This is a genomic window from Thermus sp. NEB1569, assembly GCF_022385295.1.
Classification (GTDB): Bacteria; Deinococcota; Deinococci; order Deinococcales; family Thermaceae; genus Thermus; species Thermus scotoductus.
Genome location: NZ_CP092445.1, coordinates 1,719,731 through 1,733,053, shown reverse-complemented (window position 1 = coordinate 1,733,053; position 13,323 = coordinate 1,719,731). Strand labels below are relative to the sequence as shown.

Sequence of the window (13,323 nt, the reverse complement as noted above, 5' to 3'; positions counted from 1 at the left end):
ATGAAGCGGCGGGATCTCCTTTTCTACGCCCCCGTGGCGGTGGCGGGAGGGTTTTTCGCTTGGCTTGGGGTGCGCACCTATAACCTCCGCTTCCGCCCAAGGCCCGGGGTAGGGGAGCCCGTGTGGAAGGAGGGGCCGAAGGTGGCGGTGGCCCGGCGGGGGGAGCTTGCCGTGTGGCAGGTGAAGCCCTTTGAGTACCCCTTGCCCTTAGGGCCCTTGAAGGCCTTTCTCCTCCGCCTGCCCGAGCCGGTTTTGGGAGGGCTTTCCCTGGGGGAGGAACACTACCTGGCCGTAAGCCGCATCTGCACCCACCAGGGGTGTACGGTGAACTTCGTGCCCGACCCCGAGGCGGCTTCTATCCTCTACAACTTCCGCTACGAAAGACCCTTTTTGGGCTGCCCGTGCCACTTCGGGGCCTTTGACCCTCTCCTTGGGGGGAAGGCAGTGTACGGCCCCCCCCGTTACCCCCTGCCCCGCTTGCGCCTCGAGGCGGAAGGGGACACCCTCTACGCCACGGGGCACGAGGTGCCCTTGAGGCCCATGGAGGGTTCTTAGTCGGCAAGCCGTACTCGCACGAAGCGGTCCTTCCCCCGCTGGAGTATGCGGGGGCGGGAGAGGTCCACCTCGAGGCCCGCATCCTCTATAAGCTCCCCATCCAGCCTGAGGCCCCGGTTCTGGATGAGCCTTCGGGCCTCGGCGTTGGAAGGGGTGAGGCCTGCCAGGGTGAAAAGCCTCGCCACCCAGATGCGCCCCTCCTTGAGCTCGGAGGCGGGGATGACCACCTCGGGGATGTTCTCGGGAATGGCTCCCTTGGCCACCTGGTCGTAGCGTGCCTCCGCCTGGCGCACGGCTTCCGGCCCGGCTTCCTTGTCCTTGCCCAGGGCTTCAAAGCTGTAGCCAAGGCTTTCGTAAAAGGCCCGGTCGATGCGGGCAGGGATGGTGGGGAGGGCGTAGGCGGCGGTGAGGAGGCGGGCCAGGACCCGGTGAGCGGGGACGGGACCCGCCTTTAGAAGGGTTTGGATCTCGGCCTCCTCCAGGTCGGTAAGGAGGCGGAAGTAGCTTTCCAGAAGGGCGTCGGGCACCCACATGAGCTTCTTGAACATCACCTCGGGGGGCTCCGCCACCCCAATGTAGTTGTCCAGGCTCTTGCTCATCTTCTCCCGCCCGTCCAGGCCCACCAAAAGGGGCATGAGGAAGGCCACCTGGGGGGGTTGGCCGTAGGCCCGTTGCACCTCCCGGCCCACCAGGAGGTTGAACTTCTGGTCTGTGCCCCCCATCTCGATGTCCGCACGGATGGCCACGGAGTCGTAGGCCTGGGCGAAGGGGTAGAGGAACTCGTGCAAGGAGATGGGGATGCCCTCCTCGTAGCGCTTCTTGAAGTCCTCCCTCTCCAGCATCTGGGCCACGGTCATGAGGGAGGTGAGGCGCACCACCTCCTTGAAGGTGAGGCCTTCCAGCCACTCGGAGTTGTAACGGAGTTCAAAGAGGTGGGGTTCCTGCCTGAGGATCTTCCCCGCCTGCTCCACGTAGGTTCTGGCGTTTTCCCGGGTTTCCTCGAGGGTCAGGGGAGGCCGGGTCTTGCTCCGCCCCGAGGGATCCCCGATCATGCCCGTGAAGTCCCCGATGATGAGCACCACCTTGTGCCCAAGCTCCTGGAACTGGCGCATCTTCCTCAGGACCACCGCATGCCCCAGGTGCAGGTCGGGCCGGGTGGGGTCGGCCCCCAGCTTGACCACCAGCGGGCGGCCTTCCTTTAGCTTTAGGAGGAGTTCCTCCTCGGGGATGATCTCCTCGGCCCCCCGCTTGAGGAGGGCCAAGGCTTCTTCCGGAGAAGGCTTGGTGTCGGCGCCTGCCATGAGCCCAAGTATACTTAAGACAATGCGGACCCTGCTCCTTTTGGCCCTGCTGGCCCTTGGCCTTTACTGGTATGCGGAGCGGTATGGCCTGGCCGTGGGCTACCCACCCTTCCTGCCGGTTTTCTACTGGAAGTACACCGGGGAGGCCCAGTACCCCATCCGGGTGAGCGGCCTTTACGATGCGGTGAAGGTCAAGGTGACGGGAAGCCTGCGGGAGGGCCAGCTTTCCGTGGCCCTTCTCAAGGAGGGCCGGTCCCTGGGGGAGAAGGTGTATGCGGGCAACTTCCAAGAGGACGTGCGCTTTCCCGTAAGCCCCGGGGAGTACCTCCTCCGCTTCCAGCTTCAAGGAGCCAAGGGCCGGGTGCGCTACGACTGGGTCACCACCAAGTTTGCCCCTTGAGGCGGGGTATGCTACACTTAGGCCTGGTCTGCCCCTAAGGGGCACGAGGGGAAAACGATGGCAGAGAAGAAGCCCAAGAAGAACCTTTCCGCTCTGAAGCGGCACCGGCAGTCTTTGAAGCGCAGGCTTCGCAACAAGGCCAAGAAGTCGGCCATCAAGACCCTGAGCAAGAAGGCCGTGCTTCTGGCCCAGGAGGGCAAGGCCGAGGAAGCCTTGAAGATCATGTGCATGGCGCAGAGCCTTATCGATAAGGCGGCCAAGGGGTCCACCCTGCACAAGAACGCCGCTTCTCGGAGGAAGTCGCGCCTTATGCGCAAGGTGCAGAAGTACCTCTCCGCGGTGAGCGCCTAGGAGGACGGGGATGGGCAAAGGCGACCGTCGCACCCGTAGGGGTAAGATCTGGCGGGGCACCTACGGCAAGTACCGTCCGCGCAAGAAGAAGTAGGACCACCCCCTTGGGCGGAGCCAGGGGGTGGGATTCTTGGAGGCCGAGGGCCTAGGGGGTTTCCTCTAGGTACTCTCTTCCTTTTCCATCTCCCAGGTGAGGTCCCTGAGAAGCCAGCCCCGGCCCGGGGGGGTGAGTTCTCCTGAGGCCAGGGCCTGCACCAGGTACCGGCGCACCAGGCCGATGGGCACTCCCGAGGCGATCACCTCTCCCAGGTTGCGGGTGCCGTCCAGGAGGGCCTGAAGCTGGCCGAACTCCCCCAGGGTCTTCCCCTTCCTTCCCGTGTACTTGATCCTTAGGGCGTACCAGGCATAGCGGCGAAGGGGGTAAAGGTCCCCTTCCCTTACTCCCATGTAGGCCCGTTCCATGGCGATGAGGAGGGGAACACCCCAGGCTTTGGCAGCGGCCCGCACGCTCTTCCCACCCTGGAATACCTCGTAGGGAGGTTGGGGGCGGATGGCCTCGAGGACCCGGCTGGGGGAGTCCACCAGGGTGCGGAACCGGTCCCACTCGTCGTTGACCCGGGCCCACTCCCCCAGGAGGGTGGAGAAGGGCATGAGGGGTTTGTCCGCGGCGGGCGGGGTCACCCCGAAGCGGAAAACCCCTTCCTGGGGATGCAGGGGGAAGCTGAAGAGGGCCTCGAGGCCCTCCCAATCCAGGATGGCAGCTCCCACCACCTCCCCTCCGGAAAACCGCAAGGAGAGGGGCAGGGGGCCTACGGAAAGCTCCAGGATTCCCGAGCGCCGATGGCCGTGAATAAGCTCCAGAAGCTCCACCAGAGGGATAGCCTTCAGGTTTCCTTCCAAAAGAGTCCCTCCCCTATCCGCAAGACCAAGGTACGCCCTTCTCCCCGGTAGGCCTCGAGGGCCCCAGCTACTTTTTCTATATCCTCTTCCCGGACCAAGGCGGCCAAGGTGGGTCCGGCCCCGCCCACGAAGGCCGCCAAGGCCCCGGCTTTCAAGGCGGCTTCAATGGCTTCCAGGACCCCGGGCATCAGGTGGGCCCGGTGGGGCTGGTGGAGGCGGTCCCGGCAGGCTTCCCGTAAGGCCTCAAGCCTTCCTGAACAAAGAGCCGCAGGCCAGAGAGCGCTCCGGGCCAGGTTGAACACGGCATCCTTTAAGGGGACCACCTCGGGTAAGGCGGCCCGGGCTAAGGGGGTGGGCACCTCGTAAGGGGGCACGGCCAGAACGAAATAGACCCCTTGGGGCCTGGGCAAGGGGATGGCCAAGGGGGGGCTTGCCAGGGCGGCCACAAACCCCCCGTAGACGGCTGGGGCCACGTTGTCGGGGTGGCCTTCCAAGCTGGCGGCTACCCGAAAGACCCCCTCACGTCCCAGCTTTCCCCCGGAGAACCGGTCCGCCAGAGCCACCCCGGCCACCAGGGCTGCCGAAGAACTCCCCATGCCCCGGGCCAGGGGGATGGGGTTGAAGGCTCGGATGGTCAAGGACTCAGGATGGAGTCCCAGGGCCTCCATCCCCGCCCGGTAGCCCTGGTGGATGAGGTTGTCCGGGCCTTCCACCTGGCCTTCTCCCTCGTAAAGAAAGGCGTCCTCCTGGCCGGGCTCGGCCTCCACCTCCAGGTAGAGGTCCAGGGCCACCCCCAAGGCGTCAAACCCCGAGCCCAGGTTAGCCAGGGTGGCGGGGACATAGAGGCGGGCTAGGTGTCCCATAAGTCCTACACCGCCCCCAGAATACCAGGAGCTTTCTGGGGTCTTGACAAGAAGAAGAAGCCCTATCCTTGGAATGGAGGTGATATAATGAGGCTGGCCATTCTAGGAGGGCTTGTGCTTCTAATCCTGGGTTTGCCGGTGGCCATGGCTCAGGCCATGCCCTTCCCTCATGAAGGGCCTTCTTGCCCATTGCCGGGCGATGAGATGGTGAAACCTTTTGAGAAAGCGGGGGTGGAGGAGCAGGTTTCGCCCCTCAGCTGTGGCGCCCAGCCTTGTCTGGATCCGGGGGATGGCGGGGGTGGCGGAGGTGGATCAAGCCTCAATCCTGTCTGCTTCCTTGTCTGTCGACAGGTTTGCCGACCGGTTGTTGAGTATGCTTGTAGGCGCGTTGGGGGTGCGTGGTCTTGCGAGGCCGTTTCGCGAATTGTTTGTACCGAGGTTTGCCAAAATGTTTGTAGGTAGGAGGTGCTGCTATGGATAGATTTCAAAGGCTTTGGGGTTTTGCAAAGAGAACGCTAGCCTTGGGCATTTCTGTTGGGCTAGGGCTCTTAGCCCTCCGGTTTGAGGGTGTCCTCGGACCCGCTACCTTTGCCCTTGGGGTTATCTCCGGGGCCCTGTTGGACTATGTCTCCCTTGGGCAGGTGCGCTTAACGAACAGGAAAGAAGTGGTGGCTCTCCTAGCAGCCACTTTGGCGGTTGGTTATTTCGTTGAGCTGGTTAGCCCGGGGTACTGGACCCGTTTCCTTCAAGGACCCGCCGGTACCCCGTATTTTTTGGGGCTTTTCCTGGGCGAGTTCCTTTTCTACTCATATAGCAAGGCCGAGGGTAAGGTTATCCGCTGAATGAGGGCAGGAGGAGGCGCTCATACCCGGGAAAAGGGCCAGGGCGCCTGCCCTCCTTCCAAAAGCCTCCGCGCCCGGGGCAGGGCCTCCGCCACCTCGCGGGCAAGGAGGCCAACGCCCTTTTCCTCCGCCAGGAGGTCCCCCGCCAGGCCGTGGAGGAAGACCCCAAGCCGGGCGGCGTCAAAGGGGGCAAGGCCTGCCGCCAGAAGGGTGGCGATGGCCCCGGAGAGCACGTCCCCCGTGCCCCCGGTGGCCAGGGCGGGGTTGCCGGTGGGGTTTAGGGAAAGCCGCGTGCCTTGGGCCACCACCGTGGGGTTACCCTTGAGCACCACGGTGAGCCCCGTTTTCTCCGCCAGGGCCCGGGCGGCCTCGAGGGGGTCCTTGGCCACCTCCTCAGGGGGCACGCCTAGAAGCCTTCCCGCCTCGCCCGCATGGGGGGTGAGGACGGCAGGGATGCCTGCTTGGCGGTAGGCTTCGGCCACCTCGAGGTGCAGGGCATCGGCGTCCAGCACCGTGGGAAGCCGGGCTTCCAGGGCTTTTAGGGCCCATTCCCGTCCCCAAGGTCCCCCGCCCATGCCCACCGCCAGGGCCTCCACCCGCATGGACGGCAAGGCAGGCGCCTGGACAGGGTGGAAGACCGCCTCGAGGGGCTCCAAGGGAATGCCCTCCGGGGCCACCAGGTGCACCAACCCCGCCCCCATGCGGTACGCTCCCAAGGCGGCCAGTACCGGGGCCCCGGCGTAGCGGAGGCCTTCGCCCCGAAAGCCCCCCAGGATTCCCACCCGGCCCACGCTTCCCTTGTGGGCGGTGAGGGGACGCTTGGGAAGAAGGGGAAGAAGCCCCTCGGGGGTGGCGATCTCGGGAAGGTCCTCCCGCTCCAAAAGGGCCTTGGGCAGGCCGATATCCGCCAGGAAGAGCTTTCCGCAGGCTTCCCGGTGGAGGAAGTGGGGCGTCTTAAAAGCAGCAAAGGCCACGGTAGCGGTGGCCTGCACGTGGGGGGAGTAGGGAAGCCCCGAGGGCAGGTCCAGGGCCAAAATGGGAAGCCCGGAGGCGTTCATCCGTTCCACCAAACCTGCATGGAAACCCTCTAAAGGGCCTTTCAACCCGGTGCCGAAGAGGGCATCCACCAGCACTTCTTCCCGGTTCCAGATGGCTTCCTCCAGGGGGCGGATCTCCAGGCCGTGGGCCTCGAGGGCCCTCCGGGCCAAAAGGGCATCCCCGCCCTGGCCTTCGGCGGCAAAGACCCGTACCGGCACCCCGGCCAGGTGGAGGTGCCGGGCCAACACCAGCCCGTCCCCGCCGTTATTCCCCTTGCCGGCGAGAACCACGGCGGGGCGGTGGCCGAAAAGCTCCTGGTAGACCCGTGCTGCCTTCATCCCCGCCCATTCCATGAGGAGAAGGGAGGGGTAGCCCATTTCCACCGCCTTCTGATCGGCTTCCCGCATGGCCTCGGGGGTGAAGAGCCGCAGGGAGGTGGTCATGAACCCCAGAATACTCCTGGTAGCATGGGCTTATGGGTTTAGAGGAGGCCCGGTCAAGGCTGAAGGAAGCCAGGCGGGTGGCGGTCCTGACGGGGGCGGGCATTTCCAAGCCCTCGGGAATTCCCACCTTCCGCGATGCCGAGGGGCTTTGGAAGGAGTTTAACCCTCTGGACTATGCCACCCCGGAAGCGTATGCCAGGAACCCGGAAAGAGTCTGGGAATGGTATGCCTGGCGCATCGCCAGGGTGCGGGAAGCCAAGCCCAACCCCGCCCATCTGGCCCTGGTGCGGCTGGAAGAGGAGGTGCTTGGGCGAGGGGGGGCGTTCCTCCTGGTGACCCAGAACGTGGACGGCCTCCACGCCTTGGCGGGAAGCCGGAACCTGGTGGAGCTCCACGGCAATATCCTCCGAGCCCGCTGTGAGGCTTGCGGGCACCGGTTCTTGCTCCCCGACCCTTTCACCCCTCCACCCTTCTGCCCCCTGTGTGGACATAGGGCCCGGCCCGATGTGGTCTGGTTTGGGGAGCTTTTGCCCGAGGGAGCGTGGGAGAAGGCGGAAAAAGCCTTTGCCGAGGCGGATGTTGCCCTGGTGGTGGGCACCAGTGCTGAGGTGGAGCCTGCGGCTTCCTTGGGACGCATTGCCTTCACTGGCGGGGCTTATCTGATTGAGGTCAATCCTGAACCCACCCCCCTTACTCCCTTGGCCCACCTCTCCTTGCGCATGGGGGCGGTGGAGGGTTTACAGGCGCTGGGATATGGGGAAAGTGGAGCCCTTCCTTCGGCTTCTGGCTGATCTGGCCACCTTGGCCCGGGGTGGAGTGGTAGCCCTGGTTCTCCTCCGGGTGGGGGAGGGACCCGAGGCCTTGGCCGGGGTGGTGCGCCTTTTGCTTCTGGGCTGGACCCTGGATGTTCTGGATGGTTGGCTGGCCCGCGCCTCGAGGCGGCCTTCGCCCCTGGCCGCCTGAGACTATCCCCTGGATGCCGGGCTCGCTTGGGCGGGCTTGGCCTACCTGGTGGGGGCGGGGCTGGTGCCGGAAGGTGTCGCCTGGAGTTGGGCGGTGGGGAGTCTGGTGCTTCTCCTTCGCTATCCCAAGAAAAGCCTTTCCATGCTCCTGCAAGTACCGGTCACCTTCGCCCCTTTCTACTACGCCCAGAAGCTGGCACCGGAGGCTTTTGGGGAGGCAGCCATCTGGGCCTTTCTCATGCTTCTTCTGGATGGAAGGTGCTTTTTAGGGGTGGTGGTGGGGTTTATGGTGGACGCGGGCCTCCTGGCTTCCGCGCGCCGGGAAAGCCGTCCCTAGCCTTCTTCCCGACGTCCGCGGAAGACCAGGCGGAAGGGCACTTCCTTAAGACCCAGGTCCTCACCGATACGGTTTTTCAGGTAGTTCTCAAAGGCCCGGGTCACGAACTCCGGGTGGTTTACGAAGAAGACGAAGGTGGGTGGGGCCACCTCGGGCTGGGTGGCGTAGAAGATCTTCAAGGGTTTTCCCTTGAAGTTGGGAAGCTGCACCTTCGCCGTCCAGACGGAAAGCCAGCGGTTGAGCTCGGCGGTGGGGATGCGGGTGTGGTTGAGCTCGAATAGGCGCACCGCCTCGCTGAAGATCTTATCCAGGTTCTGCTTGGTGAAGGCCGAGGTGTAGACCCGGGGAAGATGCTCCAGGTGCGCAAGCTTTTCCTTGAGCTCCCGGCGCACCTTGGGGGCCTCCTCCTTCCTTACCAGGTCCCACTTGGTGATGACCAGGAGCACGGGCTTGCCCGATTCCAGGGCGTGGTTGGCCAGCTTGAGCTCCCGGTCCCCCACCTGGAACGGGTCTACGACCAGAAGAACCACGTCGGCTTCCTCTATCGCTTTAAGGCTCCGCCTGATGGCCAGCTCCTCCACCAGGCTTTCCGGGCGCTTGCGGATGCCGGCGGTGTCCACCAGGACGAAGGGCTGGCCGCGGAAGGTGAAGTGCACGTCGATGGCGTCCCGGGTGGTGCCGGGCTCCTCCGACACGATGACCCGTTCCTCCCCCAGGATGGCGTTCAGGAGGCTGCTCTTTCCGGCATTGGGTCGGCCCGCGATGGCGAGCTTGATGCCCGCCACTTCCGGCTCCGACTCGATGTGCCGAACAGGAAGCTTTTCCCAGATGGCTTCCAGGAGTTCCTCGAGGCCCCTTGCATGCTCGCTGGAGGTGGGGATGGGATCGCCGAAACCCAGGGCGTAGAGGGGGCCCAGGTAGTGCTCGTGCTTGGGGTCGTCCACCTTGGTGGCCACCAGGATCACGGGCCTTCCCTTCTTCCGCAGGTACTCCGCCACCTCATAGTCCGCCTGGGTGAGCTCTGAGCGGCCGTCCACGGCAAAGAGGACCACTTCGGCGTCCTCCAACGCCTGGTCCACCTTTTCCTGGATCTTCTTTTCCCAGCGGTCCCCCGACCAAAGCCCCCCGGTGTCCACCAGGAGGAAGCGGCCCTTCTCGCTTTCCACCACCCCCTCCTTGAGGTCGCGGGTAACCCCGGGGACATCGGCCACCACCGCACTCCTTTTGCCCAGGAGGCGGTTGAAGAGGCTGGACTTGCCCACGTTGGGTCGGCCTACGATGACTACCTTATGCATCCTCACCCCAGCAAACTGGGGTGGGGGAAGCCCCCACCCCGCCTTTGACCAGTCTACCACAGGGGGTATACTTTCAGGGTATGCAGAAACTGGCAGGCCTGGTTTTGCGAAGCCTCGGGTGGCGGTACCATATGCCGCCTCCTCCCAGCCGGAAGTACGTGCTGATCGGTGCCCCTCACACCTCCAACTGGGATTTCCCGGTGGGCCTCCTGGCCCTATGGGCTTTGGGGATTCGGGCCCGGTGGTTGGGGAAGAAGGAGCTTTTCCGGCCCCCCTTGGGCTGGCTCTTAAAGCTTCTTGGGGGTATCCCCGTGGACCGCTCCCGCCGGAACAACCTGGTGGACAGCGTGGCGGAGGTTTTTCAACAGGAGAAGGAGATCGCCATCCTCATCACCCCGGAGGGCACCCGGGGGAAGGCACCTTACTGGCGGAGCGGCTTTTACTACATGGCCCTGAAGGCTGGGGTGCCCATTGCCCTCGGCTACGTGGACTTCCGGAAAAAGGAGGTGGGGATCGGGGGCTACCTCTGGCCTACCGGAAACCTCAAGCAGGATTTTGAGGTCATCCGGGCCTTTTACCAGGACAAGGTGGGTCTGAGGCCCGAGAGGCAAGGCCCCATCCGCATCCGCGAGGAAGTGGAGGAGGTGGCTTAGGCAGAAGCTAAGTGCCAACCCCTTATCATCTCAACATGGCGGCCCCACTTCGGATCCAGCTGACCCCTGAGGAGGACCGGCTCCTCCTGGAGCTCTCCCTGGACCCAAGGACCCACAAGAAGACCCGCCTGTGGGCCATGATGGTCCGCCTGGCGGCCGAGGGCTGGACCGCCCCAAAGATCGCCCAGCACTTCCACAAGGACCGCACCACGGTCTACCTCGTCCTCCGGCGCTTCGTGAGGGAGGGTCTCCAGGGCCTCGCCTACCGCAAACCCCCGGGAGCTCCCAGGAAGTTCACCCCCGAGATGGCCGCCTTCGTGGAGGAAAGGCTGGCCGAGGATAGGGTCTGGACCGCCCCGCAGCTTGCGGCAGCCCTAGCCGAGCGCTTCGGGGTCCGCCTGGCCCCCAAGGTGGTGGCCCGGCACCTGAGGGCCATGGGGTACGTGTGGCGACGGACGCGGTACGTGCCTCCGGGAAAGCCCACGGAGGAAGAGGTGAAGGCTTTCGCGGAGGAGGAAGAGGAAGCAAAAAGGGGGCGGAGGAGGGGGTGATGGAGGTGGGGTACCTGGATGAGAGCGGGTTTTCCCTGACCCTTCCCCCTACCTACGCCTGGGGTCGGAGGGGGGAGGCCAAGGGGGTGCCCCGGGCCTGGGGTTCCCGGGGGCGGGTGAACGTGGTGGGGCACTTGGTGCGGGGACGGGAGGGGGAGCGGCTTTTCTTTGCCCTTTTGGAGGGGCCGGTGCGGTGGGAGGTGGTGCGGGGGTATCTGGACCGGGTGGCCGAAGGTTTAGCCAAGCCCCTGAAGGTGTTCATGGACAACGCGCCCTTCCACCGGTCCCGGGAGGTGGAGGGGAGGAAGGAGGCGTGGCGGGAGCGGGGGCTTATGGTGGCCTACCTGCCGCGGTACAGCCCGCATCTGAACCCCATGGAGAGCGTCTGGCGGCGGGTGAAGGGGTTCCTGATGCCAAGGCGGCACTACGGGAGCGTGGAGGAGCTTAAGGAGGCGGTGGCGCAGGCCCTGAAAGCCCTGGGGGGTGTGGAGTTGAAAATCTTGGGGGAGGGTACTTAGCCTCTGGCCCATCTTCTTGATAAACTGGCTTTATGGAACAACCCACCTCTTTGACGGATGCGGACCGGACCTGGGCGGCGGTGGTTCACCTGGCTCCCCTGGTGGGGTACTTCATCCTTATAGGCCAGATCCTTCTGCCCTTGGCCATCCTGCTTTGGGGTCCGAAAAGCGCCTTCGTCCAGGCCCACGCCAAGGAGTCCCTAAACGGCCAGATCAGCTACACCCTCTACGGCTTGGCTCTCCTTCTTCTGGCGATGACCGTGGTGGGGCTGGTGATAGCGGTTCCCCTGGCCTTTGCCCTGGTGGTCCTGGTCCTTTGGAACATGATCCAAGGAGCCCTGGCAGCCGGCAGGGGAGGGACCTATGCCTATGTCCTTATCCTGCGCCTGGTGCCCTAGCTTCCAGGATTACCACCGCCAGGGCGTGGCTTTTCTCGTGGCTTAGGGAGAGGTGGGCGAAAAGGTTTTCCGCCTCGAGGCGGGCCCTTACCTTTGGGGCAAAGCGCAAGACCGGTTTCCTCCCCTCCATCCCCACCCAGACTTCCTTCCAGGAAAGGCTTTCGGGCCAGCATTTCTGGAAGGCTTCCTTGGCGGCGATTCGGGCGGCAAGGCTTGGGGCAGGGTCCTGGTGGCGGAGGGCGTAGGTTAACTCCTCCTCGGTGAAAAGCCTTTTTAGGGCCTTTGCCCCGTGCCGTCCCAGGAGCCTTCGCACCCGGTCGATTTCCACCAAATCGGTACCGATGGCTTGAATCATGGGAGGTAAGGTTCTGGGCTTTCCCCCGCCATGGCCAGGAGCTGGCCTTCCCGGTACCCCAGGCGCTTCTTTTCTTTGAGGGCCCGGTAAGCCCCTGGGGCAAGCCTTTCCGCCACAGGAGCCATAGGGCCATTTTAGCCCGGCTCCTTGAGCCAGAGGTTTTTTCGTGCTAGGGTACTCGGGTGTTGCCCAAGGCCTTCCTCTCCCGCATGGCGGAGCTTTTGGGGGAGGAGTTTCCCCTTTTCCTCAGGTCCCTTACGGAAGGGGAAAGGACCTATGGCCTTAGGGTGAACACCCTGAAGATAACGCCGGAAGACTTTACAAGGATCGCCCCCTGGTCCTTGAGACCCATCCCGTGGTGCCCGGAGGGGTTCTACTACCCAAAGGAGGCTCGGCCGGGACCCCACCCCTTCTTCTACGCCGGGCTTTACTACATCCAGGAGCCAAGCGCCCAGGCGGTAGGGGTGCTATTGGACCCTCAACCTGGAGAGCGGGTTTTGGACCTGGCGGCGGCTCCCGGGGGGAAGACCACCCACCTCCTGGCCCGCATGGGGGGAAGGGGTCTTCTTTTGGCCAACGAGGTGGACGGTAAGAGGATCCGGGGCCTTTTGGAAAACGTGGAGCGCTGGGGGGGCAGGCTCGCCGTAGTACAGGCCCCTCCCCGATCTCTTGCGGAGGCCTTTGGGCCGTACTTTCACCGGGTTCTCCTGGACGCTCCCTGCTCCGGGGAGGGAATGTTCCGCAAGGACCCCGAGGCCATCCGCCACTGGGGTCCTGGGGCCCCCAGGCGGGCTTCCGAGGTGCAAAAGGGGCTTCTCTCCCAGGCGGCAAGGCTTTTGGGGCCGGGAGGGGTTTTGGTCTACTCCACTTGTACCTTCGCCCCGGAGGAGAACGAGGGGGTGGTGGCTCACTTCCTACGGGAGCATCCGGAGTTCCACCTGGAGGATGCCCGCTACCATCCCCTGTTTGCTCCCGGGGTGCCGGAGTGGGGGAACGGAAACCCCGAGCTCAGGAAGACCGCCCGCCTCTGGCCTCACCGCCTCGAGGGGGAGGGGCACTTCCTGGCCCGCCTCCGCAAGGAGGGGGGTAGCTGGGGCACGCCACCTAAGGAACGCATTCCCCCCTTGAGCCAGGAGGCCCGGAAGGCCCTTGCGAACTTTCTGGGGGAAGCGGGCTTGGACCTGGAAGGACCCATCTGGGAGCGCTCAGGCCATCTTTACTTGGTTCCGGAGGAGCTTCCCTCCCTGGCTGGCCTTAAGGCCCCAGCCCCCGGGCTTTACCTGGGTCTGGTGCAAAAGGGACGCTTCCGCCCGGCCAAGGCCCTCGCCCTGGCCTTCGGGGCTAGCCTTCCTTGGTCTCGTCTTCCCCGGGTGGCCTTCCCCCCAGAGGACCCCCGGGCCTTAGCCCTGGCCACGGGGGCAGGCGTGGCGTGGGAAGGGGAGGACCTTCCGCTAGCCCTTCTGGTCCTAAGGACGGAGGTAGGGGAGTTTCCCTTGGATTTCGGCAAGGCCAAGGCCGGGGTGCTCCGGCCAGTGGGGGTGGGGCTTTAGCCCTTCCGGGC

General features: G+C 64.6%; 19 protein-coding genes. 12 read left to right on the top strand and 7 right to left on the bottom strand.

The genetic code is table 11. The features are described from left to right. A complete protein-coding gene (locus MI302_RS09895) occupies positions 1-555 on the top strand; it encodes a ubiquinol-cytochrome c reductase iron-sulfur subunit (RefSeq protein WP_239725651.1) in 555 nt (184 codons plus the stop codon). On the opposite strand, the gene tyrS is transcribed toward MI302_RS09895, so the two are convergent. Then, entirely contained in the window at positions 552-1,856 is a 1,305-nt protein-coding gene (gene tyrS, locus MI302_RS09890) for a tyrosine--tRNA ligase (RefSeq protein WP_015717957.1), read from the bottom strand. The genes MI302_RS09895 and tyrS overlap by 4 nt on opposite strands. 22 nt (positions 1,857-1,878) lie before the next feature. On the opposite strand from tyrS, the gene MI302_RS09885 reads away from it, so the two are divergent. From MI302_RS09885 to MI302_RS09875, 3 genes are read left to right on the top strand one after another with little or no spacing between them, the layout of a single operon-like run. Continuing rightward, complete coding sequence (locus MI302_RS09885; RefSeq protein WP_126177787.1) at positions 1,879-2,256, top strand: hypothetical protein; 378 nt, start codon at positions 1,879-1,881, stop codon at positions 2,254-2,256. Positions 2,257-2,313: 57 nt separating this feature from the next. Further along, positions 2,314-2,607 carry a 30S ribosomal protein S20 gene (gene rpsT / locus MI302_RS09880; RefSeq protein WP_239725650.1) on the top strand — a complete coding sequence of 98 codons (294 nt, stop codon included), beginning with the start codon at positions 2,314-2,316 and terminating at the stop codon, positions 2,605-2,607. Between the two features lie 10 nt (positions 2,608-2,617). Beyond that, entirely contained in the window at positions 2,618-2,701 is an 84-nt protein-coding gene (locus MI302_RS09875) for a 30S ribosomal protein THX (RefSeq protein ID WP_008632889.1), read from the top strand. 65 nt (positions 2,702-2,766) lie between these two features. Here MI302_RS09875 and MI302_RS09870 read toward each other — a convergent pair whose 3' ends face one another. Together MI302_RS09870 and thrB are read right to left on the bottom strand one after the other, a co-directional pair. After that, on the bottom strand, positions 2,767-3,507 hold the full coding sequence (locus MI302_RS09870; protein ID WP_239725649.1) for a DUF4388 domain-containing protein: 741 nt from the start codon (positions 3,505-3,507) through the stop codon (positions 2,767-2,769). Beyond that, complete coding sequence (gene thrB / locus MI302_RS09865) at positions 3,492-4,370, bottom strand: homoserine kinase (protein WP_126170266.1); 879 nt, start codon at positions 4,368-4,370, stop codon at positions 3,492-3,494. The genes MI302_RS09870 and thrB overlap by 16 nt, the downstream gene beginning before the upstream one ends. Positions 4,371-4,843: 473 nt before the next feature. On the opposite strand from thrB, the gene MI302_RS09860 reads away from it, so the two are divergent. Beyond that, on the top strand, positions 4,844-5,212 hold the full coding sequence (locus MI302_RS09860) for a hypothetical protein (protein ID WP_239725648.1): 369 nt from the start codon (positions 4,844-4,846) through the stop codon (positions 5,210-5,212). 20 nt (positions 5,213-5,232) lie between these two features. Here MI302_RS09860 and MI302_RS09855 read toward each other — a convergent pair whose 3' ends face one another. Next, positions 5,233-6,681, bottom strand: coding sequence for an NAD(P)H-hydrate dehydratase (locus MI302_RS09855; protein WP_239726522.1), 1,449 nt, complete (start codon positions 6,679-6,681; stop codon positions 5,233-5,235). 44 nt (positions 6,682-6,725) lie between these two features. Here MI302_RS09855 and MI302_RS09850 point away from each other — a divergent pair, with 44 nt between their 5' ends. The 3 genes from MI302_RS09850 to MI302_RS09840 are packed head-to-tail and all read left to right on the top strand — an operon-like array spanning position 6,726 to position 7,992. Beyond that, positions 6,726-7,484 carry an NAD-dependent deacylase gene (locus MI302_RS09850; protein ID WP_015717951.1) on the top strand — a complete coding sequence of 253 codons (759 nt, stop codon included), beginning with the start codon at positions 6,726-6,728 and terminating at the stop codon, positions 7,482-7,484. Further along, positions 7,456-7,656 (top strand): hypothetical protein, encoded by a 201-nt coding sequence (locus tag MI302_RS09845; protein WP_015717950.1) that lies wholly within the window; start codon positions 7,456-7,458, stop codon positions 7,654-7,656. The genes MI302_RS09850 and MI302_RS09845 overlap by 29 nt, the downstream gene beginning before the upstream one ends. A gap of 36 nt (positions 7,657-7,692) precedes the next feature. Further along, a complete protein-coding gene (locus tag MI302_RS09840) occupies positions 7,693-7,992 on the top strand; it encodes a hypothetical protein (RefSeq protein WP_239725647.1) in 300 nt (99 codons plus the stop codon). On the opposite strand, the gene der is transcribed toward MI302_RS09840, so the two are convergent. After that, positions 7,989-9,287: a ribosome biogenesis GTPase Der gene (gene der / locus MI302_RS09835; protein WP_239725646.1), complete on the bottom strand. Its 1,299-nt coding sequence runs from the start codon at positions 9,285-9,287 to the stop codon at positions 7,989-7,991. The two genes, MI302_RS09840 and der, sit on opposite strands and share 4 nt — an antisense overlap. Positions 9,288-9,367: 80 nt before the next feature. On the opposite strand from der, the gene MI302_RS09830 reads away from it, so the two are divergent. From MI302_RS09830 to MI302_RS09820, 3 genes are all read left to right on the top strand, one after another. Next, positions 9,368-9,940 carry a lysophospholipid acyltransferase family protein gene (locus tag MI302_RS09830; RefSeq protein ID WP_126170860.1) on the top strand — a complete coding sequence of 191 codons (573 nt, stop codon included), beginning with the start codon at positions 9,368-9,370 and terminating at the stop codon, positions 9,938-9,940. A gap of 35 nt (positions 9,941-9,975) precedes the next feature. Continuing rightward, positions 9,976-11,009 (top strand): IS630-like element ISTth6 family transposase gene (locus tag MI302_RS09825; RefSeq protein WP_239725401.1). Its coding sequence is split into 2 segments (ribosomal slippage): positions 9,976-10,465 and positions 10,465-11,009, totalling 1,035 coding nucleotides; the frame shifts between segments, so codons are not numbered across the junction. A 32-nt stretch (positions 11,010-11,041) separates the two neighbouring features. Beyond that, on the top strand, positions 11,042-11,407 hold the full coding sequence (locus MI302_RS09820; protein ID WP_038070359.1) for a DUF4870 domain-containing protein: 366 nt from the start codon (positions 11,042-11,044) through the stop codon (positions 11,405-11,407). On the opposite strand, the gene acpS is transcribed toward MI302_RS09820, so the two are convergent. Next, a complete protein-coding gene (acpS, locus tag MI302_RS09815) occupies positions 11,385-11,762 on the bottom strand; it encodes a holo-ACP synthase (RefSeq protein WP_126170861.1) in 378 nt (125 codons plus the stop codon). The two genes, MI302_RS09820 and acpS, sit on opposite strands and share 23 nt — an antisense overlap. Beyond that, positions 11,759-11,887: a hypothetical protein gene (locus MI302_RS12135; protein WP_255721633.1), complete on the bottom strand. Its 129-nt coding sequence runs from the start codon at positions 11,885-11,887 to the stop codon at positions 11,759-11,761. The genes acpS and MI302_RS12135 overlap by 4 nt, the downstream gene beginning before the upstream one ends. Positions 11,888-11,944: 57 nt before the next feature. On the opposite strand from MI302_RS12135, the gene rsmF reads away from it, so the two are divergent. Then, positions 11,945-13,312, top strand: a complete 1,368-nt coding sequence (gene rsmF, locus MI302_RS09810; protein ID WP_239725645.1) for a 16S rRNA (cytosine(1407)-C(5))-methyltransferase RsmF — start codon at positions 11,945-11,947, stop codon at positions 13,310-13,312. The last annotated feature ends 11 nt before the right edge of the window (positions 13,313-13,323 follow it).

Excerpts from the sequence above, each read along its gene's own strand:
- MI302_RS09895 (WP_239725651.1), top strand. The coding sequence starts at position 1 with ATGAAGCGGCGGGATCTCCTTTTCTACGCCCCCGTGGCGGTGGCGGGA.
- tyrS (WP_015717957.1), bottom strand. The coding sequence starts at position 1,856 with ATGGCAGGCGCCGACACCAAGCCTTCTCCGGAAGAAGCCTTGGCCCTC.
- MI302_RS09885 (WP_126177787.1), top strand. The coding sequence starts at position 1,879 with ATGCGGACCCTGCTCCTTTTGGCCCTGCTGGCCCTTGGCCTTTACTGG.
- rpsT (WP_239725650.1), top strand. The coding sequence starts at position 2,314 with ATGGCAGAGAAGAAGCCCAAGAAGAACCTTTCCGCTCTGAAGCGGCAC.
- MI302_RS09875 (WP_008632889.1), top strand. The coding sequence starts at position 2,618 with ATGGGCAAAGGCGACCGTCGCACCCGTAGGGGTAAGATCTGGCGGGGC.
- thrB (WP_126170266.1), bottom strand. The coding sequence starts at position 4,370 with ATGGGACACCTAGCCCGCCTCTATGTCCCCGCCACCCTGGCTAACCTG.
- MI302_RS09860 (WP_239725648.1), top strand. The coding sequence starts at position 4,844 with ATGGATAGATTTCAAAGGCTTTGGGGTTTTGCAAAGAGAACGCTAGCC.
- MI302_RS09850 (WP_015717951.1), top strand. The coding sequence starts at position 6,726 with ATGGGTTTAGAGGAGGCCCGGTCAAGGCTGAAGGAAGCCAGGCGGGTG.
- der (WP_239725646.1), bottom strand. The coding sequence starts at position 9,287 with ATGCATAAGGTAGTCATCGTAGGCCGACCCAACGTGGGCAAGTCCAGC.
- MI302_RS09830 (WP_126170860.1), top strand. The coding sequence starts at position 9,368 with ATGCAGAAACTGGCAGGCCTGGTTTTGCGAAGCCTCGGGTGGCGGTAC.
- MI302_RS09820 (WP_038070359.1), top strand. The coding sequence starts at position 11,042 with ATGGAACAACCCACCTCTTTGACGGATGCGGACCGGACCTGGGCGGCG.
- acpS (WP_126170861.1), bottom strand. The coding sequence starts at position 11,762 with ATGATTCAAGCCATCGGTACCGATTTGGTGGAAATCGACCGGGTGCGA.
- MI302_RS12135 (WP_255721633.1), bottom strand. The coding sequence starts at position 11,887 with ATGGCTCCTGTGGCGGAAAGGCTTGCCCCAGGGGCTTACCGGGCCCTC.